General features: G+C 41.2%; 19 protein-coding genes and 1 pseudogene. 17 read left to right on the top strand and 3 right to left on the bottom strand.

What is annotated here, in order from left to right:
* Positions 1–4 precede the first annotated feature (4 nt).
* The 5 genes and pseudogenes from AC3IPL_RS02070 (at position 5) to AC3IPL_RS02090 (ending at position 5,701) form a co-directional block, all read left to right on the top strand.
* Positions 5–1,531: an AbgT family transporter gene (locus AC3IPL_RS02070; RefSeq protein WP_489241396.1), complete on the top strand. Its 1,527-nt coding sequence runs from the start codon at positions 5–7 to the stop codon at positions 1,529–1,531.
* Between the two features lies 1 nt (position 1,532).
* On the top strand, positions 1,533–2,696 hold the full coding sequence (locus tag AC3IPL_RS02075; protein ID WP_489241397.1) for a M20 metallopeptidase family protein: 1,164 nt from the start codon (positions 1,533–1,535) through the stop codon (positions 2,694–2,696).
* Between the two features lie 83 nt (positions 2,697–2,779).
* A pseudogene (locus AC3IPL_RS02080) lies at positions 2,780–2,896 on the top strand (CAT RNA binding domain-containing protein); the annotation flags it as partial.
* Positions 2,897–2,926: 30 nt separating this feature from the next.
* The gene (locus tag AC3IPL_RS02085) at positions 2,927–4,381 is read left to right on the top strand and encodes a glycoside hydrolase family 1 protein (protein WP_489241398.1); all 1,455 of its coding nucleotides are present in this window, start codon (positions 2,927–2,929) and stop codon (positions 4,379–4,381) included.
* 495 nt (positions 4,382–4,876) lie between these two features.
* Complete coding sequence (locus AC3IPL_RS02090; protein ID WP_489241399.1) at positions 4,877–5,701, top strand: S1 family peptidase; 825 nt, start codon at positions 4,877–4,879, stop codon at positions 5,699–5,701.
* A gap of 68 nt (positions 5,702–5,769) precedes the next feature.
* Here AC3IPL_RS02090 and AC3IPL_RS02095 read toward each other — a convergent pair whose 3' ends face one another.
* Both AC3IPL_RS02095 and AC3IPL_RS02100 read right to left on the bottom strand, forming a co-directional pair.
* Positions 5,770–7,416, bottom strand: a complete 1,647-nt coding sequence (locus tag AC3IPL_RS02095; protein ID WP_489241400.1) for a peptide ABC transporter substrate-binding protein — start codon at positions 7,414–7,416, stop codon at positions 5,770–5,772.
* A gap of 141 nt (positions 7,417–7,557) precedes the next feature.
* Positions 7,558–8,574: a YcjF family protein gene (locus AC3IPL_RS02100; RefSeq protein ID WP_489241401.1), complete on the bottom strand. Its 1,017-nt coding sequence runs from the start codon at positions 8,572–8,574 to the stop codon at positions 7,558–7,560.
* A 632-nt stretch (positions 8,575–9,206) separates the two neighbouring features.
* Here AC3IPL_RS02100 and AC3IPL_RS02105 point away from each other — a divergent pair.
* The 7 genes from AC3IPL_RS02105 to AC3IPL_RS02135 all read left to right on the top strand — a co-directional run bounded on the left by AC3IPL_RS02105 (position 9,207) and on the right by AC3IPL_RS02135 (position 15,575).
* Positions 9,207–10,181, top strand: coding sequence for a LacI family DNA-binding transcriptional regulator (locus tag AC3IPL_RS02105; RefSeq protein ID WP_489241402.1), 975 nt, complete (start codon positions 9,207–9,209; stop codon positions 10,179–10,181).
* Positions 10,178–11,041, top strand: a complete 864-nt coding sequence (gene rbsK, locus AC3IPL_RS02110; RefSeq protein WP_489241403.1) for a ribokinase — start codon at positions 10,178–10,180, stop codon at positions 11,039–11,041. The genes AC3IPL_RS02105 and rbsK overlap by 4 nt, the downstream gene beginning before the upstream one ends.
* Complete coding sequence (gene rbsD / locus AC3IPL_RS02115; RefSeq protein WP_489241404.1) at positions 11,041–11,436, top strand: D-ribose pyranase; 396 nt, start codon at positions 11,041–11,043, stop codon at positions 11,434–11,436. Before rbsK ends, rbsD begins: the two co-directional genes overlap by 1 nt.
* A 12-nt stretch (positions 11,437–11,448) precedes the next feature.
* Positions 11,449–12,933 carry a sugar ABC transporter ATP-binding protein gene (locus AC3IPL_RS02120; RefSeq protein WP_489241405.1) on the top strand — a complete coding sequence of 495 codons (1,485 nt, stop codon included), beginning with the start codon at positions 11,449–11,451 and terminating at the stop codon, positions 12,931–12,933.
* Positions 12,926–13,864: an ABC transporter permease gene (locus tag AC3IPL_RS02125; RefSeq protein ID WP_489241406.1), complete on the top strand. Its 939-nt coding sequence runs from the start codon at positions 12,926–12,928 to the stop codon at positions 13,862–13,864. The genes AC3IPL_RS02120 and AC3IPL_RS02125 overlap by 8 nt, the downstream gene beginning before the upstream one ends.
* A gap of 33 nt (positions 13,865–13,897) precedes the next feature.
* Complete coding sequence (locus tag AC3IPL_RS02130) at positions 13,898–14,809, top strand: D-ribose ABC transporter substrate-binding protein (protein ID WP_489241407.1); 912 nt, start codon at positions 13,898–13,900, stop codon at positions 14,807–14,809.
* 253 nt (positions 14,810–15,062) lie between these two features.
* Positions 15,063–15,575 (top strand): DUF805 domain-containing protein, encoded by a 513-nt coding sequence (locus tag AC3IPL_RS02135; protein ID WP_489241408.1) that lies wholly within the window; start codon positions 15,063–15,065, stop codon positions 15,573–15,575.
* A 69-nt stretch (positions 15,576–15,644) separates the two neighbouring features.
* Here AC3IPL_RS02135 and AC3IPL_RS02140 read toward each other — a convergent pair whose 3' ends face one another.
* Entirely contained in the window at positions 15,645–16,649 is a 1,005-nt protein-coding gene (locus AC3IPL_RS02140; protein ID WP_489241409.1) for an NADP-dependent oxidoreductase, read from the bottom strand.
* A gap of 448 nt (positions 16,650–17,097) precedes the next feature.
* On the opposite strand from AC3IPL_RS02140, the gene AC3IPL_RS02145 reads away from it, so the two are divergent.
* From AC3IPL_RS02145 to mqo, 5 genes are all read left to right on the top strand, one after another.
* Positions 17,098–21,255, top strand: a complete 4,158-nt coding sequence (locus tag AC3IPL_RS02145; RefSeq protein WP_489241410.1) for a SpaA isopeptide-forming pilin-related protein — start codon at positions 17,098–17,100, stop codon at positions 21,253–21,255.
* Positions 21,256–21,309: 54 nt separating this feature from the next.
* Positions 21,310–22,800 carry a SpaH/EbpB family LPXTG-anchored major pilin gene (locus AC3IPL_RS02150; protein WP_489241411.1) on the top strand — a complete coding sequence of 497 codons (1,491 nt, stop codon included), beginning with the start codon at positions 21,310–21,312 and terminating at the stop codon, positions 22,798–22,800.
* A gap of 66 nt (positions 22,801–22,866) precedes the next feature.
* Positions 22,867–23,748: a class C sortase gene (locus tag AC3IPL_RS02155; protein ID WP_489241412.1), complete on the top strand. Its 882-nt coding sequence runs from the start codon at positions 22,867–22,869 to the stop codon at positions 23,746–23,748.
* Complete coding sequence (locus AC3IPL_RS02160) at positions 23,745–24,566, top strand: class C sortase (protein ID WP_489241414.1); 822 nt, start codon at positions 23,745–23,747, stop codon at positions 24,564–24,566. The genes AC3IPL_RS02155 and AC3IPL_RS02160 overlap by 4 nt, the downstream gene beginning before the upstream one ends.
* Positions 24,567–24,705: 139 nt before the next feature.
* A complete protein-coding gene (gene mqo / locus AC3IPL_RS02165; protein ID WP_489241416.1) occupies positions 24,706–26,223 on the top strand; it encodes a malate dehydrogenase (quinone) in 1,518 nt (505 codons plus the stop codon).
* The last annotated feature ends 41 nt before the right edge of the window (positions 26,224–26,264 follow it).

The raw sequence follows: 26,264 nt of genomic DNA on the forward strand, positions 1-26,264 counted from the left end.
ACTTATGAACGAAAACATTGAAAAAAAAAGTATGATGAACAAGTTCCTTGATGTAATCGAAAAATCAGGTAATAAACTGCCTGATCCGGTCGTTATCTTTATCTCTTTATGTGCCTTGATTCTAGCCGCTTCATTCATCACCGGCACGATGGGTGTGTCAGCGGTCAATCCTGCTGATGGAAAAGTTGTAAAAGCCGTTAACTTACTTAACGCAGACGGCATTGCCCGCATCATCTCTGAAGCGGTGAAGAACTTTGCAACCTTTCCACCACTAGGATTAGTACTGGTCGTAATGATCGGTGTCGGTATTGCTGAAAAGACCGGTTACTTTGAAACAGTCATGAAATACACGATTGAAAAAACACCGAAGAAAATCATTATTCCTATTATTATCTTTGTTGCCATTCTCGGTAACGCAGCCGGGGATGCGGCGCCGATCGTTCTTCCGCCGATTGCAGCGCTTGTGTTCATCAAGCTCGGCTATCACCCGGTGGCGGGTCTAGTCATGGCTTATGCCGCAGCGCTCGGTGGTTTCTCAGCCAGTCTGTTGATCGGGATGACTGATGCATTGATCGTATCATTTACAGAACCTGCGACAGAGCTGATTGACGGTAGTGTTAAAGTCAATGCTGCAATGAACTATTACTTCCTCTGTGCATCGACGTTCTTACTGTTAATCGTCGGCTGGTATGTGACGACAAAAATTACGATTCCGAGATTTGGTCCTTATCATGCAGCGAAGGTTGAAGAAAGTGATGATGTGACGCCTCGTGAACGTAAGGCGATGCTCTATGCGAATATCAGTCTGCTGATTACAGGGTTGATCATCGCTCTGCTTGCTATTCCTGAGAATGGGCTTCTGAGAAATGCTGAAACAGGGAGTCTCATTCAAGATTCTCCGTTGATGAACGGGATTGTGCCGTTGATCACTGTGCTGTTCCTGGTGCCCGGCGTCGTCTACGGGATTAAGGCGGGGACACTGCGTTCTTCTAAGAACTTTGCGGAAATGCTTGCGGACTCTATGAGTTCCATGGGTTCTTTCATCGTCATCGTGTTCTTTGCGGCACAGATGCTGGCGTTCTTTACGTGGAGTAATCTTGGTACGATTGTAGCAATTAAGGGGGCTGAGCTGCTGGAAGGTCAGAATGGTTTCGTGTTGATCATCGGGATACTCATTCTGTCAGCCGGTATCAATATGTTGATGGGTAGTGCGTCCGCTAAGTGGGCGATTCTTGCGCCGATCCTCATTCCGATGATGATGCTGCTCGGCTTCCACCCGGCATTCACGCAAGTCATCTACCGTGTCGGTGATTCCATCACGAACCCGATTACGCCGATGATGCCTTACATGCCGCTGCTGTTATCATTTGCACAGAAATACGAAAAAGATATCGGGCTCGGTACGCTGATTGCGGCACTGATGCCGTATTCCATTGGATTCGGGATATTCTGGACGATTCTGTTATTAGTATGGTACTACCTCGGTATCCCGGTTGGGCCAGGTGGACCGATTCATTTAGGAGGTCAATGATATGAATGCCTATGATCACTATAAAGAGCTCGTGATTACTTATAGAAGACATCTCCATGCACATCCTGAACTGTCATTTGAAGAATATGAAACAGCGAAGTATATCCGCAGTATTTTAGCGGATATGCAAAACTGTCGAGTGGTTCATCTGACGGAGACAAGCACAGTTGCTGTGTTCAATGAAGGACAGGGCAAGAAGATCGGCTTAAGAGCTGATATCGATGCCCTGCCGGTTGAAGAAGAGTGCAATCATCTAGAATTTAAGTCACAGAACAAAGGGAAGATGCATGCGTGCGGCCACGATGGTCATACAGCAGTGCTGCTCGGGGCTGCTCATTATTTCAATGATCATCATGATCAATTGGTGAACGAGATCCACTGTATTTTCCAGCATGCTGAGGAACTGATTCCAGGCGGCGCAAGAGAGATGGTTGCGACCCATTACTTTGATGATTTTGATTTTATATACGGTCATCACTTATGGTCTATAATGGATACCGGTTTGATAGATATCAAAGCAGGTCCTGCGAGTGCGAATTCAGATCTGTACGAATTGACTATTCAAGGGAGAGGCGGCCACGCCAGCCAGCCGCATCTCTGTGTGGATCCCGTGATCATCGGCAGCCAGTTTGTCGCGGCTATTCAGACAATCACTTCACGACAGATGGACCCTTATGACTCAGCAGTGATTTCGAATACGGTGTTTCAAGCAGGGGTCATCGGTGCAGAGAATGTCATTCCAGACAAAGTGGTCTTAAAAGGCTCAGTAAGGACCACGACTGATGAAACGCGGGGCCTCATCGAACGCCAGCTGGAACGTATGATTGCCAGTATGTGTGATATGTACGGGGCGAGTTATGACTTCAAGTATCACCGCGGCTATGATGCTGTTCACAACGATGAAACATTGACTGAAAGGGTCAGAGACATTGCGGAATCATTATATCCAGGGCATGTCGTATCCGAACCACCGATGATGGGCGGTGAAGACTTCAGTGCGTTCAGCAATATCGTGCCAAGCGTCTATACATTCATCGGTGCAGGGCTGGAAGATCCGTCAGCGCGTTACCCGCATCACCATCCACGCTTTGAAATTGATGAAGATAGCTTCAAGGTGGGCTTTGAGATGTTTATCAATGTGGCCGAACGCGTCTTTAACGAATAATAACGGGCAGTCGACCAGCTATTTCTTTTTCCCCATATTTGATTTACACTTATCTCAATATATTGAAATAGGTGGGGTGAGAAATGATCATTCAGAAGATCTTGAATAACAATGTGGTCATCGTCGAGATGAACGGTGAAGAAACAGTAGTCATGGGTAAAGGTCTATCATTCGGCAAGAAAGTCGGGCAGTCATTTGATGAGCGGCTGGATTAATCAATAGGAGGAATGATGATGAAAACTATTACAGGATTTCAAGATGATTTTCTATGGGGCGGCGCTACTGCAGCAAACCAAATCGAAGGCGCATTCGACGAAGACGGTAAAGGGTTGTCTGCCGCTGACTTTGTAGAATATATTCCGAAAGAACAGCGGACGAAAGATAACCATATGGAAGTTACGAGCGACGTTATCAAGAAAGTCCTTGCCGGCGAGCATTCAGGACGATTTCCGAAACGAGAAGGCATCGACTTCTATCATACGTACAAAGAAGACATCAAACTGTTTGCCGAAATGGGCTTCAAAGCATTCCGGTTATCCATCCACTGGTCACGTATATTTCCGAATGGTTATGACGCTGAACCGAATGAAGCGGGCTTGAAACACTATGACGATGTATTCAAAGAACTGAAGAAATATCATATTGAGCCGGTTGTAACGCTCAGCCATTACGAAACACCATACGGCTTAATTGAAAAATATAACGGCTGGGTAGGTCGTGACACAATCGATCATTTTGTAAGATATGCTGAAACAGTATTCAACCGTTACAAAGGTCAGGTTAAATACTGGATGACGTTCAATGAAATTAATATCATCAACATCTCACCATTTACTGGTGGTGGTGTGTTGAGCGATCTTGAAGAAAATCCAGAGCAGGCGGCTTATCAAGCGTTGCACCATCAATTAGTCGCATCTAGTCTGGCAACTAAGAAACTGAAAGAGATCGATCCTGAGGCACAGATGGGCTGTATGCTTGCAAGAATGCTGTTTTATCCAAATACATGTGATCCGAAAGATGTTCGTAAAGCTCAGATGGATAATCAGATGAATCTGCTCTATACAGATGTTCATGCGCGAGGCGAATATCCGAATTTCTTCAAGCGCTACTTAGCTGATAATAATATGGAAATCAACATGGCTGATGGGGATCTAGAGACACTCAAACAATATCCGGTAGATTATATTTCATTCAGTTATTATATGACACTGTTGTCATCGGATTCACCAGAAGGCGATGTGACAGAAGGGAACTTGATGAACAGTCTGAAAAATCCCTATTTAGAAGCATCGGACTGGGGCTGGCAGATTGACCCGATCGGCTTAAGAACTTTGCTGAATGACATGTGGGACCGATATCAGAAACCATTGTTCATCGTAGAGAACGGCCTCGGCGCGTATGATAAAGTAGAAGATGGCAAAATTCATGATTCATACCGCATCGACTACTTGAAAGCTCATATAGAGCAGATGAAAGAAGCAGTCAAAGACGGTGTTGATTTAATGGGCTATCTGGCATGGGGGCCGATTGATCTAGTCTCTATGTCAACGAGCGAAATGAGCAAACGATATGGCTTTATCTATGTCGACAAAGACGATGATGGCAACGGAACAGGAGAACGTCTGAAAAAAGACTCATTCGACTGGTACAAACAAGTCATCGCAACAAACGGAGAAACATTATAAAGATAATAGGATAGTAACAGTTCTTATTATGGCCTTCTAATTGGATTAGAGGGCCATGTTTGAGTGAAATTCGCGATTTTTGTGATTTCTTGGCCCTCAAACGGGATTAGAGGGCCATGTTTGAGTGAAATTCGTGATTTTTGTGATTTCTTGGCCCTCAAACGGGATTAGAGGGCCATGTTTGAGTGAAATTCGTGATTTTTATGATTTCTTGGCCTTCTAATTGGATTAGAGGGCCAAGTTTGAGTGAAATTCGTGATTTTTATGACTTCTTGGCCTTCAAACAGGATTAGAGGGCCATGTTTGAGTGAAATTCGCGATTTTTGTGATTTCTTGGCCCTCAAACGGGATTAGAGGGCCATGTTTGATCGGAATTCATAATTTCTTGGCCTTCAAACTAAAAATAATCTATAAAAATGATCACTATCTGCTCTATCCCACGGATTCACTCCATGATATATTTAAATAGTATTAAAATATAAGGGGGAGCGAACGATGAGACGCAAACTGACTGTTTTAACAACGCTGCTGACACTGACGATTGCTGGTCAGGCACAAGCGGTAGAGACGAATTATTATTATGATGGTTTAAAACCCAACAACTTAAAAACAGGGTATCAGCTCGCTAAGTCTTACAGCAATAGTAAGACGATCATAAGAACACAAGGTAACAGCAATGCGTCACGCTACAAAGCAGTCGGTTATATTGCTAACACCAATGGCTGGGCCGGCAAAGGGATTGAAGCTATGGGGACAGGTTTTGTCATTGATGATTATACAGTACTGACCAATGCTCATGTCATCGATGATCAAAACGGACGAGCTGCTCAAGCGAAATACATCACTTTTATGATGAACCGTGACGGTAAGAAGATTCCTTATCGCTTTGCAGTGAAAGATATCGTTAAAATTCCATCTGCAGACCTCGCAGTGCTGCATACGAAAAAACGTCTGACGTCATATGTGAAGCCGTTGACACTTGCAACGGACGCACAGATCATGCGACTCAAGAAAGGCACACCGCTCTATTCAGTCGGCTATCCTTACCACGGAACAGATGATTACACGACCCGTTACTGGAATCAGGCGGTGTTTCTAGGACACTCCTCTAATCAGACAGAGCTGATGATGAAAGACAGATTCAGGTCAGGTGCTTCAGGATCACCTCTTGTCGATGCCAATTTCAGAGTATATGGTGTGAGAACATACAGCCATAAACTCTACAACGTCAACGATGATAAATACGGCAAAGTAGAACTCGCCGGTGCAGAATCTCTGTATGGTTATTCAGGATGGCAAGTGTTGAAACATAGTTACTGATTTAATCTATGTCACTCATCTCCATATCACGTAATAAAAAAGGGTGCCCTCATTTGAGAGCATCCTTTTTATTCTTCAATATACGCTTCTTTTAATGATGTATCTCCAGCAAATTTGTGGAGCACCATTCCTTTGACTTTTGGATTGACGAGACGTGCCATTCCGCTTTGATACATTGGAGAGATCGCAGCATCTTCAAGTAAAATGGATTCTGCTTCTTGTAACGTTGTCCAGCGCTTGTCTGGATCAGCAAGCAGTTTTCCTTTCGAATCTTTGACTTTTTGGTCGAACTCATCATTTTTCCATCCCATCTCATTGTTCGGGCTGTCTGATAAGAACAAATCGACATAAGTCATTGGATCTGGATAATCTGCACCCCAGCGACCAAACGACATTTCATAATCCTGCTTGTACTCAAGGGCTAACTTCTGCTTGAATGGCTGCTGTTTAATTTTTAACTTGACGCCCGGCAAGTTGCTTTCGATTTGTTCTTTGACATACTCAGATTCTTTTTTCGCTGTATCTTGGTCATATGTCAGAAATTCGAATTCAAAGTTGTCTTTACCTAGTTCTTGTTTCGCCTTTTCGAAATATTTCTGAGCTTCTGCTTTGTCATAGTTGAGCGGCGATTTAACACCATCGACGTAATCTTTGCCGTCAGGGCCAAGAACGAATTCAGTCGGTGTCAATACGTCTGTCGGTGCAGAGCCGTTGTTAAGCAGATTGTTGACGTACTTTTCTTTATCTACTGCTTTTGCCAGTGCAAGACGTAAATTTTTGTTTTTGAATTCTGGAACTTTGTCTTGATTGAAACGGATGAAGTACGTACGCGCTTCGAGCTGCGTGTCGAATTCTTTGCTGTCCTTATATTTGTCTACTTGTTCAGCAGTCAGCTGCACGACGTCTAATTTTTTAGTGTCATAGAGATTGGCTGACGTCTGCTGATCTTTGATGACTTGATAGTTGACTTCATCAAGTTTGACGTTATCTTTGTCCCAGTATTCTTTGTTCGGTTCGAGTTTGTAGTTCTTCTCGATGTTCCATTCTGAGATAACGAACGGACCGTTATACAATGTAGATTCTGCAGTTGTTCCGTATTTATCACCTTGTTCTTCAACGAATTTCTTGTTCTGTGGATTGAATGTACCGAAAGCAAGCAGTTCCTCGAAGTAAGGAACATTTGAATTCAACTGAATTTCCAGTGTATGGTCATCTACAGCTTTAATGCCGAGTTCTTCTGGTTTCTTTTTACCTAAGTTGACAGCTTCAGCATTTTTCACATCATACATAATATATGCATATTCAGAACCTGTATCTGGAGCTAATGTACGCTGCCATGAGTAGACAAAATCCTGTGCTGTGACAGGGTCTCCGTTAGACCATTTAGCGTCATCACGAAGTTTGATCGTCCATGTCTTACCATCAGCTGATTTCTCTGGATCGCCTTCAGCAACTCCAGGCACCGCTTTGTCTTTGTCATCAAGCGTATAGAGACCTTCCATCACTTGATTAAAGACATTGAATGCCACCATATCAGTCGCAAGAGAAGTATCCATTGTCGGAATATCAGACAGTGAAGCTAAGTTCAGCACCTGCTTATCCGCTTTAACGGCCGACTGCTTATCATCTGATTCTTCATTTCCATTGGAGCATGCAGCCGTAAAACCTGACACTGCGATTAATGATGCTAAAAATAAACGACTTTTGTTTTTCATTAGTAATTCCTCCGAATCCACATGGGCTTTTTTCTATATTTTCTGAATATTAATTTATTATAAGTAAGTAAGCATATTAATACAATAAAAATTTTTGTCATCCACAAAAAACCAGACTGAGTATGAAACTCAGTCTGGTTTTTACTGCGGAGTATTCTTCTTTTCATTTAAGAAGCGGTCATAAACAGCTTTTAACTGCTGTTCGTTGATGTCGATATTGTGTTCATACATATATTTCATCGCGTAGCCGAGAGACACGGTCGTTGCTCCAGCAATACTTGCGCCGATTGCTGAACCGGCGGCTGGCACTAATTTCACCAGTTGTCTGAATGCAGTTTTTCCCGCATTACCGACAATTGTTGCGATGATGAGTTCACGTGCATTTTCCTTTGACAGCGGTTTGTCATAGAGATTGGCAAGCTTCAGCATCATACCGATTTGAATAGACGTAAGGGGGATAAAGTCAGAGCCTGGAACCGGCAGTGCACCGACAGCTGTTGCGGACACGCCTGCACCTAATATCCATTTAGTCGCGATGCTGCTTTTATCCTTCATATGCTTTCCCATCAATAAATCTTTTGATTTTTTCTGCAGCACTTCAAGTAAATGCTTCTGCAGCATCGTCATATTCTCACCCGTACGTGAAGAAATCGGTGCAATGAGAAACTTGTTCTCTGTTTTGTCTTCTATATACTTCACTTGTTCAGGGACGTCATCTGACGCATCGATTTTGTTCAGCACGATGATGATGTCTTTATTGGTTTTGCTGATGTCCTTTAAGTTCTTCAGTTCATTATCCGACAGCACCGTACCTGCTGCATTTAAGAAAAATAAAATGACATCAGCTTTCTTGTAATAATCAAGCGTCACTTGTGAGTTCACCGCATTAACATCATCAAGTCCAGGCGTATCGACGAACAGAATATTATCCATATAAGGAATTTCCTTCAGCGCCACCGTCTCACCAGGTTTGGCACCGACTGATACAAGTTCTTCCTGCATTAACTGGTTGATGGTGGATGATTTTCCGCTGTTGACGTCACCTACTAATGCAATCATAATCTGCTGCGCTAACTGATCGTTGATTTTCTTCGTTTCAGTTTTGAAGACATCTTCAAATGCATTATCAAAGTCTTTGTTGTTCACTGTTTCAGACATTTCATCACCCCTATGTTTGATAAGACTATCATATCAGTTTTAGAAAGCAAAAATAAAATGTAACGTTTTCATGTGGAATCCATCTATGTTTATGAGAATATGATATAATTTCAAAAAAGGAAGTTTGAGGTAAAGATGGGTTATTTCTATTTTTCATTGTTTTCTAATTTACTGTTACTCATAGGACTTTCAATATTTATGAAACCAGTGGATGAATCACTTTCCATGCTTGTCGTGTTGAATATGATGACTATTAAGGTATTCAAAAATAGATATGATCCATGGCGGCATAATCATAAATGCTTTTTGTATTTACCGATTCACTTATTATTATCCGTTGTAGTGATGGTGATTGATTCCATGTTAGATTCATTTATAGTTGATATCTTTTTTATTATTATAGTGTTTCTAACTTTTATGTATGCTGTTGAGAAGTTTATCAAGTTTTTAGATAATCATTATTGCTGAAGAGAGTAAATAACATTCTGACTGGCTAAGAAGGACAAAGGCCGAAAAAATATGAGATGATCAAACTGTGCAGTGCAAATGTACAGTTTATTTTTTAAAATTTATTGCAAGCGTTTTCTATCCATGTTAGTATGTGTGTAAACGATTACACATGGAGGTTCTTTATGCCGACAATCAAAGATGTAGCAAAATACTCCGGTGTGTCTGTAGCTACTGTATCGAGGGCGATCAACAGTTCTGGCTATGTGCATGAAGATACATTGAAAAAAATCAATGCAGCTATCAGCGCTTTAAACTATAAACCTAATGAAACGGCAAGAGCTCTTTATAACAGACAATCCAAAATTCTTGGATTGTTATTACCTGACATCAGTAATCCATTCTTCACTTTAGTGGCACGTGGTGTGGAAGATACAGCGCTTGAGAACGGCTTTCATATTATTATTGGCAACAGTGATCAACGTAAAGACAAAGAGCTCAAGTATATTGATACATTCAAAGTGAACAATTGTGTGGGATTTATTTCTTCAATCTTACTGATGGATGATTTTCCTGACTATGTCAAACAATCTGGTATGATTCACGTGACATTAGACCGGACCGACGAAACGTCTTATTCTATTGAAGCGGCGCATACAGAGGGCGGGATTGCACAAGCCAAGTGCCTGATTGATGGTGGATGTCGTCGTATTCTCATTATCAGCGGCAACCCTGTCTATAATTCCTTCAGCAAACGATTAAACGGAGCGATAGAAGTCTTGAAGGCAAGTAATATTGATTATCAAAGTATCGAAGTGCAGCCGGAAGAGATTAATGACGAATTACTGTACAAAATACAAAACGAACGATTTGACGGTATTATCTGCTATAACGATTTGATGGCTATTCAAGTGATGGGCCTGCTGCAGAATAATGGCATCCGTATTCCAGATACAGTTCAAGTAGTCGGCTATGATGATATTCAGATGAGCCGGCATTATTATCCGAGTCTGACGACTATTAGACAACCTGCTTACTTGCTGGGCAAAATCGCCTGTGAGCAGCTGATTCAATTGATCAAAGGTGAACCTATTCAGCAGCATATAGAGATTCCTGTTGAATTAATCAAAAGAAATAGTACAAGGAGTGTTAACAGATGAGAGATATTTATGTCATCGGAAGTATGTCAGTCGATTTAGTGACTGAAGCAGCGAGAAGTCCTAAAAAAGGAGAAACGCTTCTTGGCAGCAAATTTTTTATGACGACAGGTGGCAAAGGGGCAAATCAAGCAGTGAGTGCAGCGCGCCTCGGTGGTCGTGTCTATATGGTCGGCTGTGTCGGCGATGATCAGTTCGGCCAGATGATTTTAGAAAATTTGCAGGCCAATGATGTCAACATCGACAATGTGGAAACGATTACAGGTGTGGCTAGTGGTACTGCATCCATCACTTTGGCAGAGGGCGATAATTCGATTATTGTCGTTCCGAGCGCGAACTTCGAAATCACGATTGATCAAGTCAGACCCGTTATCGAGCAGGCAGGTGATGATAGCTTGATCGTGCTCCAAAATGAAATTCCGGTTGAAGTCATCGAGTTTGTCATTGATGCTGCCGCTCAAAGAGATTTAACGATTATATATAATCCAGCACCCTATATAGAAATGAATCATGAGCTGCTTGACAAAGTCACGCACTTTACACCGAATGAAACAGAAGTGAATGAACTGTTCGGCCGACAATATGAAGCAGTCATCAGTCAATATCCACAGCAGATGATTGTGACTCTTGGTGAACAAGGTGCGACTTACTTTGATGATGAACTCATCAACGTTCCGGCACTCAAAACAACGGTCGTAGATACTACAGGAGCAGGGGATACCTTCAATGGTGCATTAGCAGTTGCCCTCAGCGAAGACCAGTCGCTGGCTGATGCCATTGCATTCGGTAATAAGGCAGCTGGTATTTCAGTGACTGGACTTGGTGCTCAAGGTGGCATGCCAAAAAGAGAGGAGATGAACTAATGTATAAAACAGGAATATTAAACAGTGACATTTCCAAAGTACTAAGTGACCTGGGACATACAGATACTATTGTGATTGCCGACTGCGGCCTGCCTGTCCCTGATGGGGTCAAGAAAATTGATCTGGCTGTTAAACACGGACTGCCAAGTTTCATCGATGTTCTGACAGAAGTGCGATCTCACATGGTAATTGAACAAATAACACTAGCCGCGGAAATTAACGAAGCTAATGATGGAGTTCATCAGCAAGTGAAACAGCTGTTTGAAGGAACAGAGACCATATATGTTGACCATGATACATTCAAACATGAATCACAGACAGCAAAAGCTATTATTCGAACAGGGGAAGCAACGCCGTACGCTAATATCATCTTAAGAAGCAGCGTTAATTTTTAAGGGGGTGACAAGATGATAGAAATGCATCAGATTTACAAATCGTTTGGCAGGAATAACGTTCTTCAAGGTGTTGATTTCACGTTGAATGATCAAACAGTCCATGCATTAATGGGTGAGAACGGGGCAGGTAAATCGACATTAATGAATATTCTTGCCGGTATTCACCGAAGAGACAAAGGGATTATCCGAGTCAATGGACAAGAAGTGGATTACCAATCTCCAAAATTCTCTGAAGCGGCTGGTATCCAGTTCATCCATCAGGAACTGAATGTCTGGCCGGAAATGACTGTACTTGAAAACTTGTTTGTCGGCAAAGAAATCCGCAATGTGTTCGGTAAGGTGAATGAACGCCAAATGACAGCTGAAGCAAATAAAATTTTTGACCGTCTTGATTTCAAACTTCCGCTTAATAAACGCGCAGGAGATTGTTCTATTGGTGAACAGCAGATGATAGAAATTTCGAAAGCGTTGATGACCGATGCCAAAGTGATCATTATGGATGAACCGACAGCAGCACTCACTGACAAAGAAATTGATCGATTGTTTGATATGATCAATCAATTGAAATCAGAAGGTGTATCATTCGTCTATATCAGTCATCGGATGGATGAAATATTCAAAATTGCTGATGAAGTGACAGTGATGCGTGACGGTGTATCAGTCATGTCCAGCCCAACAGAACAGACCAATTATAATGACATCGTCCATGCAATGGTGGGGCGCAGTCTTGAGCAGCAATTTCCTGATAGAACGACTGTACCAGGTGAAACCATTCTTGAAGTGACGGATTTAAGCAATCAATCATTTGGTATGGATGGAATTAATTTCTCACTCCGAAAAGGTGAAATCCTTGGATTCAGTGGGTTAATGGGTGCAGGACGTACTGAGATCATGCGCAGTTTGTTCGGTCTTGATAAAGGAAGTAAACGCGTTGTGCTGAATGGCAAAGAAATTACGATTAACAACCCTCAGGACGCTATTAAAAATGGATTCGGCTTTATTACTGAAGACCGTAAAGATGAAGGATTAGTACTCGGTGCCTCTATTAAAGATAATATGTCACTCGCTAATTTATCGAGTTTTTCAAAACAAGGGGTCATCATGAATGCGCCGCTTGATGAATTTGTCAGTCGAATGTCAGACCGCTTAACGATCAAATCAGACAAAGAATTAATGGTGTCATCATTATCGGGTGGGAACCAGCAAAAAGTCGTACTCGCTAAATGGGTGGGTAATGGTCCGAAAGTACTGATTCTTGATGAGCCTACACGAGGTATCGACGTCGGTGCGAAACGTGAAATCTATACATTGATGAACGAATTGACTGAGCGAGGAATATCTATCATCATGGTATCTTCTGAAATGCCTGAAATCATCGGACTCAGCGACAGAGTATATGTATTACAGGAAGGACGAATGACAGGTGAACTCGATAAAGCGGATATTTCCCAGGAAAATATCATGACGCTAGCTACAGGAGGGCAATTAAATGGATAAATCATTAAAGCAGAGTAGTATTATAGAAAAATTAGGGCCGCTGCTCGGGTTAGTACTATTAGTCGTTGTGATTACAGTGCTGAACAATAATTTCATTGCACCAAGTAATATTTTTAATCTGTTAAGACAAGTTTCAATCAATGGATTGATTGCATTCGGTATGACATTCGTTATTCTGACTGGTGGGATTGACCTGAGTGTCGGTTCTATTCTCGCATTATCCAGCGCACTGACAGCACTGATGATGACCAATGGTATCGACCCGATCATCGCATTATTACTCGGTGCATTGATAGGTATTATTCTCGGAGCCTTTAACGGCGTATTAGTGACGTTTGGCAACATGGCTCCATTTATCGCGACACTTGCGACTATGACTATTTTCAGAGGACTGACATTAGTCGTCACTGAAGGCAACCCGATTACTAACCTAGGAGATAACATTTTATTCCAGATGTTCGGAAAAGGTTACTTCTTCGGCATACCGGTGCCGGCGATAACGATGTTTGTTATTTTCCTGATTCTTTACTTTGTACTTCATAAAACAGTTTTCGGTAAGCATACGTATGCCATCGGTGGTAACGAAAAAGCAGCATTCATCTCCGGCATTAAAGTGAACAAAGTTAAGATTATGATCTATGCCATATCAGGATTAATGGCTTCACTCGCAGGGGCCATTTTAACGTCACGACTTAATTCAGCACAGCCGACAGCAGGAACATCTTACGAACTGGATGCTATTGCAGCAGTTGTGCTGGGTGGAACATCGCTGACAGGCGGTAAAGGAAGAATATTCGGTACGTTGATCGGTGTGCTGATTATTGGTGTCCTGAACAATGGTCTTAACCTGCTGGGCGTGTCATCATTCTATCAGCAGGTCATTAAAGGGATTGTCATTTTGATTGCGGTATTGATCGACCGCAAAAAATAAGCAGTAATAAAAAACATATAAGGAGTGTTACAAATGAAGAAGATGTTAGTATCTTTACTCGTGTTTATTTTTGTATTATCAGCATGCAGCTTAGAATCACCGGAAGAAAAAGGCAGTGCAGGCAAGGATAAGAAAAACAAGGATATTACGATTGGTGTCAGCTTGTCTACATTAAACAACCCATTTTTCGTTGCTATTAAAGATGCCATTGAAGAAGAAGCAAAAGCAAATAATTACAAAGTAAAAGTAGTGGATGCTCAAGATGATTCAGCAAAACAATCAAACGATATCGATGATTTAATTCAACAAAATGTAGATTATTTAATCATCAATCCAACAGATTCAGCAGCTATTTCTTCAGCAGTTGAGAATGCTAATACTGAGAACATTCCAGTAGTGACATTAGACCGTTCAGTTGATAGCGGCGATGTCGCAGCATTTATCGCTTCTGATAACGTAGAAGGTGGTAAAATGGCCGGCGATTATATCGTCGAAAAAGTAGGTAAAGACGCAGAAGTGGCAGAACTTGAAGGTGTCCCAGGAGCTAGTGCAACACGCGAAAGAGGTAAAGGATTCCATGAAGTAGCGGACAAAGAATTAAATATTGTAGCGAAGCAGACCGCTAAATTCAATCGTGCAGAAGGATTAAACGTCGCTCAAAATATTCTGCAGTCAAACCCAGATATTAAAGCCATCTTTGCACATAATGATGAAATGGCATTAGGTGCTATCGAAGCGATCGGCAACAAAGATATTTTAGTAGTAGGGTTCGATGGTAATGATGATGCAATGAAATCTATTAAAAATGGTAAACTGGATGCAACTATTGCTCAGCAGCCAGATGAAATGGGCAAAAAAGCGGTCAAAACTGTGAAAGATTTAAAAGATGATAAAGCAGTCAAAAAAGAAATCAAAATTCCATTGAAATTAGAAGAACAGAAATAATGATTACCCCGACAATTTTAATTGTCGGGGTTTCTTTGTCATTTCACTTCTTTCATTTGTTCAATACCGTCGTCTGCGTACACGCCTTCTTATGCTGCTGATTTCGCAGCTTGTTTTCTCTGATCATAAAACTTATCCGAAGTGGTGGATGATTGATAAAAATGACAGTATGTAATTTTTAAGGAAACTTTAAGATTAACAAAACAGGTCTTATGTTACCATTAAATAGAATAATATATAAGGGGTGGTAATATTGGAAAGAGAACTGTCGTTTAAAGATGCTTACTTGAATTTCTGGCGCAAAGCATTTGTGATGAAGGGAAGAGCGAGGCGTAAAGAATACTGGGTTCCTGTGCTGATACATATGGCATTGTCCATTGTTCTTACTCTGCTTGCCGGCTTTATCGATTCTAGTATGGGACGGAATACAGAAGATCCGAGTTCTGTCTCTCAAGTTGTCCAAGGGCTCACAGGACTGATTCTGCTTGTTCCTAACTTTACGGTCGGTGCAAGACGTCTTCAGGATATCAACATTAACGGCTGGGTGAATCTTGTACCGATGGTTATATCACTGGTAGGCGTAGGAGCGATTATTTTTAGCATTTTAAAGGAAGCAGCTAACCCTGGAGTGGTAATCACAACGGCGTTACTTGTATTAGCCGTTCTGCTTGTTATGTTTATTGTCTTCATCATTATGTTTGCGCTTGATGGCACACGCGGAGCTAATAAATACGGAGAAGATCCTAAAAACAGAGTGAAATATTAAGAAATCTCTCATGACCAGGTCATGAGAGATTTCTTAATATAGATGCTGAAAGCTGAAATTCCATTCACATTACTCTTTCATCTGAATAACGACTTTACCTTTAGTACTGCCGTTCTCTACGTAGTCTAAAGCTTTCTGTGATTCACTGAAGGAGAAGACGCGGTCGATAATGGGGCGGAGTCTGTCTTCTGCGATCAATTCGTTGAAATACTCCAGCTGTTCACCGCTTGGATGCATGAACATATAGCTGTAATGAGCCTTGTGTTCTTTAGCGGCTTTTTCGTATTTTGCAGCGACTACTTTAAACAGTCCCTGGCGCAAATAGCCGAGGTTATTCTCGACAGCGAACCGTGCATTCGGAACAGCGGCTATTGACACCACATGACCGCCGTCTTTCACAGCTTTGAACGACTGCTTAGTTGTATCGCCGCCGACGGTATCAAATACGCTGTCAAAACGGCCGGCTGGTTCACTGAAATCGACTTCCTTATAGTTGATCAGTTCATCTGCACCGAGCTCTTTTGCGAGTGCTTCGCCTTTACTGCTGACAGTAGTCGTCACATGAACGCCGAGTGCCTTGCCGAGCTGTACAGCATAACTGCCGACACCACCTGCCCCTGCATGAATGAGCACATGATCTCCGGGCTGGACATGCATCTTTTCAGTCAATGCCTGATAAGCAGTCAGACCAGCGAGCGGAATCGCAGCAGCTTCGACAAATGATAAGCTGTCTGGTTTAAGGGCCGCATTATCTTCACCGATCACTGCATATTCTGCAAATGTTCCGTAATTGTCATTTTCAACGCGACCATATACAGCATCACCGACGTTAAATTTTGTGACATTTATACCGACTTGTTTTACGACCCCGGCGAAATCACCACCGAGAATAAGCGGCATCTTATAGCTGCGCAGCACTCTTAGAGCACCGTCTCGCAATTTGTAGTCAACAGGATTGATGCTCGCCGCATAAATTTCGACCAGCACTTCATCTGCGCCAAGTTTTGGAACAGGTAATTCCATTTCCTTCAACGGGACTTTTTTACCGTATCTTTCGATTGCCATTGCCTTCATATTAACCACTCCCTTTAGTCATATTATAAAGAAATTTTAGTCAAAGTGTTAATTATAAACGCTTTAATCATTTAATCCAGTACAGAAAAGTTAACAATTTAAATAAAAAGTTAACATATATTTCGTGTTCCGATGATATTTCATTTGTTAACAATTGAATACTTTTGTAATATGTCAAATGTAAACGCTTAAATAGTTATCAAATTCGTATTTACTTATAATTTTCAAAAATAAAAATTATTGTAATATAATATTTATATGTTAAAAAACTTTAAATTTCTAAATATTAAGTCATATATTTTAATCTCTAATAAAATTTATTTTTAAATAAGTATTGCCATACTTATTTGACAAGTGTTAATATCCAGTAGGAAAGACTTCTGAGGGAAGTATTTTTATTAAAAAAATAACAATTTACATTTTGCTGTTACTTTTGTTCAATATGGTAATGACATCATTTTACAGCCCTGATTTGTTTGCTGATACAACGACACAACGATCAGATAATAGCGATGTTATATCAGTAGAGGAAACTGGTATTAATGGTAATGATGTAAAATGGCATGTCGATATTAATAAGCAGAACGCTAAGCTTGACAATCAAATGATTCAGATGACGCTGAAAGGCCATCATGTCATTGATTTAAACAAGATCAACGAAAGCTTGAAGGCAGACGATAGGAAACTTGTTATAACGCAGCCGGATCAGATGGTAAGTGAATATGTGATCACTTTACAAGAAATTGATCAAGCAGTGAGTTTTGAATTCGAGTCAACGATGACTGATGATAAAACGAACGATACGGTTGAACTTGCAACAACATTCAACAACGTCAAAGTTACTGCGCAAGACACCTATTACCAGAAGACCGACTTGACCGGCGAGCTGGTATACAAAGAAGTACCTGATAAAGTGATACCTCCCGAAACGATTCTCTCATTAGTGAATGCAGACACAAAAGAAGTGGTAAGCAAGCAGACTTTAACGTCTGAAACGACAAATTATATATTTAAAGATATAAAAACATTAAATGATGAAGACGAACCTATCCAGTATGAAGTGACGACAGAAGCGCTGGGTAATTATAAAACGACTATCGAAGAGATGAATATTGAGCAGCAGTATTTGACGACTGAGATCAGTGGAGAAATTAAGAATGAATCGGGTAAAGAACTTACGATTGATGTCGTGAATCAAGGTACGAAGGAAACGATCGATTCAGTTACGGTTGATAAAGATGCTGAAACATACGCTGCCGATCAACTGCCTCTGAATGATGAACAAGGGCAGAAAATTGATTATGAGGTGTCTGTGCAGAAACTAGAAGGATATCAAACAGATATTGATACGTTTGATATTGAAGTGACAAAAGAAGCGGATGTCACAACAGAAGAACTGACAACAGAAGAACTGACAACAGAAGAACCGACAACGGAAGAAGCTGTTGCTGAAGAAAGTACAGAACAATCAACTACTGAAGACAAACCTGATGCAGCTGGAGAGAGCACAGAAGAACCAACGATTGAAACAGCTGTTGAGATATCAGAAGAAAGTGAATCTACAAGTGAGCCAGTAGTAAAAGCACCAGTAGAAGATTCTATTGTTTATACACCACCTGCTCCAAGTAAATTCAGTTTAAGAAGTTTCAGTTTAGCAGCGCCAACAACAGCTGCATCATTAGCGGCGGCAACTTCTTATACAGCTAGTGATTATACGTACACAAGTAATACTTATACAAGTGGTAGCTACAAAGCGACATTGGACGGTGTCATGTCAGCTGATCAGAGTAAAATCGATTGGACTTTCACATTTTCTAATAATTATGGAACTATCTACAATGTTACTCTTAAAAATCTCAATGGCATCAATATCTCACTTCCAACAACAATGGCATATAGCTACTCGAACTCCTTAACTAATGGAAATATTACTTATAGCAATGGTACAAGTGAGAATTTTACAGCAAGACTATATGACACTATCCTGAAATTTTCCACACCTATTACTACAACTAATAAAGAGTCATATACACTGACTATCCCGAGCATATCTGCATCTAATTCCTTGCCGCTGAATCTTACAGGTACTTTTACATTGAAAGCGAAATCTGCAGCTCCTGTTGTAAAACCTGTATCTATAGTAGATTCATCAGTAACAGGAACTGCAGCGCCTGGGGCTGTAATCAATGTAATGAAAGGTACAACCCAACTAGGAACGGCGACAGCTGATAGTTCGGGTAATTACTCAGTGACAATCCCTAAACAAACGGCAGGAACAGTTTTAAGTATCACTTCAACTGAAACAAACAAACGGGTGAGTGATCCAACAAATGTGACTGTTTCTAGTTCTGTGACTATGACTATAAATAGTGTTTATAGCAATCAGACTTACGTAACCGGGACTGCAGAACCTGGGGCAATGGTTACTATTAAAAATTCAATGGGGACAGTGCTTGGCAGCACCAAAGCATCTCCTGACGGTCTTTACTTTGTTGAACTTTATCGTCCTTTAAGCGCAGGAACGATGATTACGGGTGAAGCGGTTTCTACTGTTGGCATGAAAACAGCAACTACAACTGTCCTTGCTGCTGCAAGTACAGGGACACCAGGAACCGGCGTAACAATTATTGAGCCGAGTCCGACATATAAGGGCTTAATATCTGATATGAACTGGGATGAACGTGGGTTATACCGTAATAGAGTTCCTCAACCGGTAGAATATAACGAATCATTTCAATGGAAAGCGGCTAAACCCACTACAGTGACCAATGAGTATGCAATTGATTTAAAAACCCAAGGACGAGCCAGTGTAACTGACGATCCGTTAGATATCGTACTTGTAGTAGATAACTCAGCTAGTATGAGTGAATCTATTAATGGAGTCTCTAGATGGCAGAATATGATAAGCAGTATTAATACATTCATAGATGACGTTACTAGAAGCAATAGTACGACAAATCCTCGAGTTAGAATTGATGTTGTGAACTATGCTTCTGCTATTAGGCCAACACTCAATGCGGGATTCTCTGGAGACCCTAATGTAATTAAGTCAAAATTATATCCGAGTTATGTTCCAAGTGGACAGGGTGGAGGTACATTTACTCAAGCAGGCTTGAATAGTGGGATTAGTTTATTAAACAGTTCAAAAGCTGTTAAAAAAGCAATGATTGTTTTAACTGATGGAGCGCCAACGTTAAGCTATCAAGGAACCGATGGTGCAAGTGCAGTAACTATGACTAAATTCAATGAAACGATAAAAGGAAATGGTACTTCATTTCAAGTAACACCATATAGTGTTAATAATTTCTCTGTATCTAATCATGGTCAGCCAACCATTTCTCAAGCCTTATTGAACAAGACGAATAATCCTAATATAAATATCTTCTCTATAGGTATTGATGTGAATGATCAAACTTATAGTAATGGGACTACTGCAACAAAACAAGACTTTTACAATGTATTAAACAGTATTGCTTCAAAAAAGGATTATGCTTATCAAACTACCGGTTCATCCAGTAATATTTCGAATGTACTTAATACTATTTCTCAAAATGTTTCAAATAGCATCTCAAATGGTGTAATTACTGATCCGATTGGTACAATGTATGATTTAAATCTAGGTTCGAACAATGTGTTTGATGCATCAGATTACACATTAACAGCATCTGATTCTGCACTATTAACAGGTGTTACAGTTACCTATGATTCTGTTACAAGAACAATTAAGCTTAACGGTTTAACATTAGGTAAAGGCGAATGGGTCAATATTAACTATAAAGTTAAGTTACGGGTTACAGATGACAACTTTGTTGAAAACCAGTGGTATCCGATGAATGGAACCACTACGTTAAAGCCAAGTTCAAATGCTACTGAATTAAGAGAATATCCGGTTCCTGAAGCGAGAGCGACGAGTCCGGTCTATAGTTTCAGCTTCAATAAACTGAGTGATAGCAATACGCCGCTAGGTGGTGCTACTTTCGAACTGAAAGACGCTACCGGCAAGGTGATGACTCAGACTTCCAGTTCAAACGGCTTGGTTAAATTCGACAACCTGAAGAAAGGAACGTATACATTAACCGAAACTGTTGCTCCGTCCAATTACAGCAAAGATCCAAAGACCTATACAGTTGTCATTGCAAGTAACGGCGATATCAAAGTGGACGGCGTGTTATACACAGGTACGAATGTCTTCAAGGTCATCAATAAGAAAATACTTGGTTCTATTGAAGTCGTTAAACACCAGAGTGGTGATGAAAGCAAATTACTTGCTGGAGCTAGTTTTGAACTCAGAGATTCTACAGGTAAAGTAATTAATACAGTAACTACAGGAACAGATGGAAAGGCTTTATTTAGTTCATTGCAGCTTGGAAGTTATACTTTGGTTGAAACAAAAGCACCATCAGGTTATCAGCTGAAAACCGATCCTATAACTGTTCAAGTGACTAATGATACTAAAGTAGTTATAAAGGTAGCGAATAAGAGCAATTCAGCAATATTACCTAATACTGGCGGCCCAGGACCATTGTTGTATTTAGGGGTTGGACTTGTAATGATTATCAGTTCTTTACTCTTTAGAAGAAAATTTAATGCAAAAATTGATTACTAATTAAACCGCTAATGCGGATTAAGATAAAATATAAAATTTATCTAGGAGGCTAATATGTCTAAATTTACACAACGTATATCATTATTTCTTATCATCACATTACTTTTAAGTTTTGTGACGCCATTCGCAAAAGTATTTGCAGCAGGTCCTGCAACGAATTTAACAATTCATAAAGTAACAGGTTCAACAGAACAAGCTGCAACTTACAATCAACTGGTTAATGGAACGGCGCCAGAAGGATCACAACCGATTTCAAATATTTCATTTACTTATTGGAAAGTAACTAAAGAACAATTAGAGGCACTGAAAGCTGATCAGACAAAATACAGTAAAGAAGATGCAGTAACAGCATATGTTGGTACTAAACTTGGAACAACAGCGAAAACTACAGCAGATGGTAAAACAACAATTTCTGATTTAGCTGAAGGTTTCTACTGGTTCGTGGAAGACTATTCATCAGCAGTGAAAACATCAAACGCTGTTCCTTTTGCACTTGAATTACCGATTACAAATGAAGCAGGTAATGGTTACATCACAGACTTAAATGTATTCCCGAAAAATACATTACAAGAGTTACCGACTATCGACAAAGATGTTAAAACAGATGGAAACAAATCTGCATCATTTGCTGTCGGTGAAGAATTCAACTGGATCATCCAGCCATCAGTACCAGTTGGTATAGAAGAATACGATATGTTCAAAGTAACAGATACTATTGATTCAAAGTTGACATTTGCAGGAGCAGATAAAGTAGTTGTAGAAATTAATGGAACTAAATTAACGCCTGATACAGACTACAAAGTAACGACTGTTGATTCAAAAGTTATTGTAGAATTTACTAAAGCAGGTTTAGCAAAATTAAAAGTTGAAAATCCAAAATTGAATATATTCATCCCGACAGTAATCAATGATACAGCAGTCATGGGGCTTCCTATTAAAAATAATGCTACTTTATCATTTGATAACGGTCACGGTGTGACGACTGAACCGGGTGGTCAGAATCCACCGGTAACACCGCCGACAGTTCCACCAACAGACACACCAATCGTTTATACAGGCGGTAAAAAATTCATTAAAACAAATGGATCTGGAACAAATCTTCCAGGTGCAGTATTCGTTGTTAAAAATGCAGAAGGCAAATATTTAGTACAAAATAGTAAATTAGTTGCTACTTGGGTTGACAGTAAAGACACAGCAACAAAGTTTACTTCTGAAACTGATGGTTCATTCGAAGTAAAGGGTCTCGCTTATGGTGAAGATGGCTCGAATAATAAAGGTGCAACTGACTATAAAATTGAAGAGATCACTGCACCAGCAGGTTATACTTTACCGACTAATCCTGAAACACCATTCACAGTAAATTCAACATCATATTATGCAGATCCTACAGCTGCACAGTTAACAGACGCTGCACCACAGGAAGTCATCAACAAGAAGACTGAAATCCCTAACACAGGTGGTATCGGTACAGTGATCTTCACGGTCGTAGGTCTTGCATTAATGTTACTTGCGTTCGTATTGTTAAGAAGAAGACAACAAGCTTAACATCATGCTGTATAATCATAAGGTAGACTTTGGTCTGCCTTATTTTTTATAAGGAGGAGAATCATTTTGAGCTCCGAGAAAAAACAGAAAAAGAAAAAGAATAATCGTCTTTCTAATTTAATATTCGCCCTTATATTTCTCATTGGTCTTGGGATATTGATTTACCCGATGATCAGCGCTGTCTATTATGACTATGAATCAGGGACTGAAGTGAACGACTTCAAAAAAGAAGTGGAGTTACTGTCTGATAAGGAAATTGACGCACGCATTGAGCGGGCGAAAGCATACAATGAATCGCTGAGCGGCAATGAAGTGCTGCACGACGCTTATAGTAAGGAAGAAGAAGCGGCGGGTAAGAAACAATATGCCAAGATGCTGGAAGTCCGCGAAAAGATGGGGCACGTTGAAATTCCAAGAATCCATCAGGATCTGCCCCTCTATGCAGGGACTTCTGAACGGGTGCTGCAGGAAGGATTAGGTCATCTGGAGAACACGTCTCTGCCGGTCGGTGGGGAGTCGACGCACAGTGTTATTACCGGGCACCGGGGATTGCCGGATAAGAAACTGTTCACGGATCTTGATAAGATGAAGGTCGGTGATATGATCTACGTACACAATATTCAAGGCGTGATTGCCTATAAAGTGGATCATATTGAGGTGATTGAGCCGGATGATTTCAGCCCGCTGAAGATTGATAAAGGTAAGGACCAGCTAACGTTACTGACGTGTACACCATATATGATCAATTCGCACCGGCTGATAGTGACGGGTCACCGTGTACCTTATACACCCGAAGAAGCGAAGAAGCATGAAGCAGCACAGGAGCCGTGGTGGTATAAGTTCCTGAATGTCTACAAAAATTATTTGATCGGAATTGCTGTTGCCCTTGCACTGTACTTATTATACCGTCTATGGAATAAACGTCGGAAGAAGCGTTCAGAACGATGAGAAAACGGACAGCTGTCATTATATTTGTCTTAGGAGCTGTCATCTGCCTCTATCCGCTCGTCACAAAAGTCTATTATAACTACAACATGTCACGACAGTCCGACGAAATAAACGAGCAGTTCCAAGTGGATTCTGATGACCAGAAACAGAGGTACCTTCAGTTCGAAGAATATAACGGTCGCATGACTGAAGAACAGGAAATAAAAGCCCCGGCTGTGCAGGTAAAAAAAGATGATGCTGCCGACGAGAAGATGTTCTCAGATGACGTCATCGCAACCGTCAAAATACCCGCACTTAAGCTGCATTACCCGGTCTATGACGAAGCGACGCCTGAAAACTTGAATCGCGGCGTCTCCCGAGTAGCCGGCACGAGCTACCCAGTCGGCGGCCGCTCGACCAACAGCGTCCTTGCTGCACACAGCTATTCGCCTTACCATGAATGGTTCACGCATATCGACCGCCTGAAAAACGGCGATCAGGTGATTATCAATAATTTCAAGGAGACGTTGTATTACACTGTCTACGACCGCGTCATTGTGACGCCTGACCAGGTAGAAGCGATGGCTGTTAAGAAGGGGAGGGATATTCTGACACTGCTGACATGCACCCCTTCTGGTGAAGAGCGGCTGTTAATCTACGCTGAACGTACGACTAAAGACGGCACGACCCTCATCCCGAAAGCACCGCGGACAGTTGGAGACCCGTCGTTATGGGACAGAATGAAAGTACTGTCAGATTCATGGGTCATCATTGCCGCAGTAATAGTATTGTCCGTCATCTTCATCATGAAGCTCGTGACTCATAATAAAACCGTCTGAAGTGATTCGTCACAGACGGTTTTTTTGGTAAAAGTTGAGTGTTCCCCTATTGATTTTAGTTCAAAAGGTCTATAATAAAAGGCAAAGAGTTTAAGCGCTATCATTTGCGCTGTATATCATTTCGGGAGGCAACTAAGGTATGAGCAATTTTGTTAACAGCAATTCAACTAAAACAGATGTCATCTTAATTGGTGGCGGAATTATGAGCGCAACACTCGGCGTCTTCTTAAAAGAACTCAAGCCGGATCTTAACATAAAGATGTTCGAACAGCTGCCAGCACCAGCACTTGAAAGTTCCAATGCATGGAATAATGCAGGAACTGGACATTCAGCCTTATGTGAATTGAATTATACGACAGAAGATGCAGACGGTAATATCGACATCAGCAAAGCGATGAATATCAATGAACAATTCCAGCTGTCCAAACAATTCTGGGCGCATTTAGTAAAAGAAGGCAAGCTGAGCCATCCTGAAAACTTCATCAGAACAGTGCCGCATATGAGCTTTGTGCAGGGTGAAGAGAACATCGACTTCTTGAAACGTCGTCTAGCAGCACTGCAGGACAATCCATTGTTCCGCGGTATGGAAATTACTGAAGACCACGACACATTAAAACAATGGGTTCCAGTGATGATGGAGGGCCGTGATCCTTCAGAAAAAATCGCTATTACGAAGATGGATTCAGGGACAGATATCAACTTCGGCAGATTGACTGAAGAACTGTTCCAGTTACTAGAGGAACAAGGTGTTGAACTGAATTACAACCATTCAGTAAAAGACTTGAAACGTGACGGCCGCGGCTGGAAAGTGAAAGTCCATAACGAAGAAACAGGTAAAAACGACACACATACGGCGCGGTTTGTGTTCATTGGTGCAGGTGGTTACAGCCTGCCACTGTTACAGAAAACCAATATTCCGGAATCCAAACACATCGGCGGATTCCCGGTCAGCGGCATTTTCTTAGTATGTAATAAGGAAGAAATCGTCGAGAAGCATTTCGCGAAAGTATACGGCAAAGCAAAAGTCGGTGCGCCGCCGATGTCTGTACCGCATTTAGACACGCGCTATATTGACGGTAAACAGTCATTATTATTCGGACCTTATGCGGGCTTCTCACCGAAGTTCCTTAAAGAAGGCTCATACTTCGATTTATTCGGCTCTGTCAAACCGAATAATTTGTTCACTATGCTGTCTGCCGGAGCGAAAGAAATGAAACTGACACAGTATTTGATCAGCCAGGTGATTCAGTCGCACGAAGACCGTATGGAAGAACTGCGTGAATTTGTTCCAAATGCCAACGCGGATGACTGGGAAGTGGTCGTTGCCGGTCAGCGTGTACAGGTGATTAAAGATACAGAACAAGGCAGAGGGACGCTGCAATTTGGTACTGAAGTCATTACATCAGAAGATGGTACGGTGTCTGCACTCCTCGGCGCATCTCCTGGTGCATCCACTGCGGTTCACGTGATGCTGAATGTCTTGAGCAGATGTTTCAAAGATGATATGCCTGAATGGGAACCGAAAATCAAAGCAATGATTCCTTCTTACGGCCAGCAGCTGGGTGATAACGAAGAACTGTTCAGACAAGTGAATGAAGAAGTATCCGAAGCATTGAATCTCGTGAAGAAAAGTGAAGCAGTGAGTCACGAAGTATAGTTTTGACAAGCTTGAGACAATTATCAGAAACATGCGATAAC

The sequence above is a fragment of the Macrococcus sp. GL_134 genome (genome assembly GCF_057834705.1).

Coding starts and splice junctions, on each gene's coding strand:
- rbsD (WP_489241404.1), top strand. CDS start 11,041: ATGTATAAAACAGGAATATTAAACAGTGACATTTCCAAAGTACTAAGT.
- AC3IPL_RS02140 (WP_489241409.1), bottom strand. CDS start 16,649: ATGAAGGCAATGGCAATCGAAAGATACGGTAAAAAAGTCCCGTTGAAG.
- AC3IPL_RS02160 (WP_489241414.1), top strand. CDS start 23,745: ATGAGAAAACGGACAGCTGTCATTATATTTGTCTTAGGAGCTGTCATC.
- AC3IPL_RS02100 (WP_489241401.1), bottom strand. CDS start 8,574: ATGTCTGAAACAGTGAACAACAAAGACTTTGATAATGCATTTGAAGAT.
- AC3IPL_RS02145 (WP_489241410.1), top strand. CDS start 17,098: ATGACATCATTTTACAGCCCTGATTTGTTTGCTGATACAACGACACAA.
- AC3IPL_RS02120 (WP_489241405.1), top strand. CDS start 11,449: ATGATAGAAATGCATCAGATTTACAAATCGTTTGGCAGGAATAACGTT.
- AC3IPL_RS02095 (WP_489241400.1), bottom strand. CDS start 7,416: ATGAAAAACAAAAGTCGTTTATTTTTAGCATCATTAATCGCAGTGTCA.
- mqo (WP_489241416.1), top strand. CDS start 24,706: ATGAGCAATTTTGTTAACAGCAATTCAACTAAAACAGATGTCATCTTA.
- AC3IPL_RS02105 (WP_489241402.1), top strand. CDS start 9,207: ATGCCGACAATCAAAGATGTAGCAAAATACTCCGGTGTGTCTGTAGCT.
- AC3IPL_RS02125 (WP_489241406.1), top strand. CDS start 12,926: ATGGATAAATCATTAAAGCAGAGTAGTATTATAGAAAAATTAGGGCCG.
- AC3IPL_RS02085 (WP_489241398.1), top strand. CDS start 2,927: ATGATGAAAACTATTACAGGATTTCAAGATGATTTTCTATGGGGCGGC.
- AC3IPL_RS02130 (WP_489241407.1), top strand. CDS start 13,898: ATGAAGAAGATGTTAGTATCTTTACTCGTGTTTATTTTTGTATTATCA.
- AC3IPL_RS02150 (WP_489241411.1), top strand. CDS start 21,310: ATGTCTAAATTTACACAACGTATATCATTATTTCTTATCATCACATTA.
- AC3IPL_RS02090 (WP_489241399.1), top strand. CDS start 4,877: ATGAGACGCAAACTGACTGTTTTAACAACGCTGCTGACACTGACGATT.
- AC3IPL_RS02075 (WP_489241397.1), top strand. CDS start 1,533: ATGAATGCCTATGATCACTATAAAGAGCTCGTGATTACTTATAGAAGA.
- AC3IPL_RS02070 (WP_489241396.1), top strand. CDS start 5: ATGAACGAAAACATTGAAAAAAAAAGTATGATGAACAAGTTCCTTGAT.
- rbsK (WP_489241403.1), top strand. CDS start 10,178: ATGAGAGATATTTATGTCATCGGAAGTATGTCAGTCGATTTAGTGACT.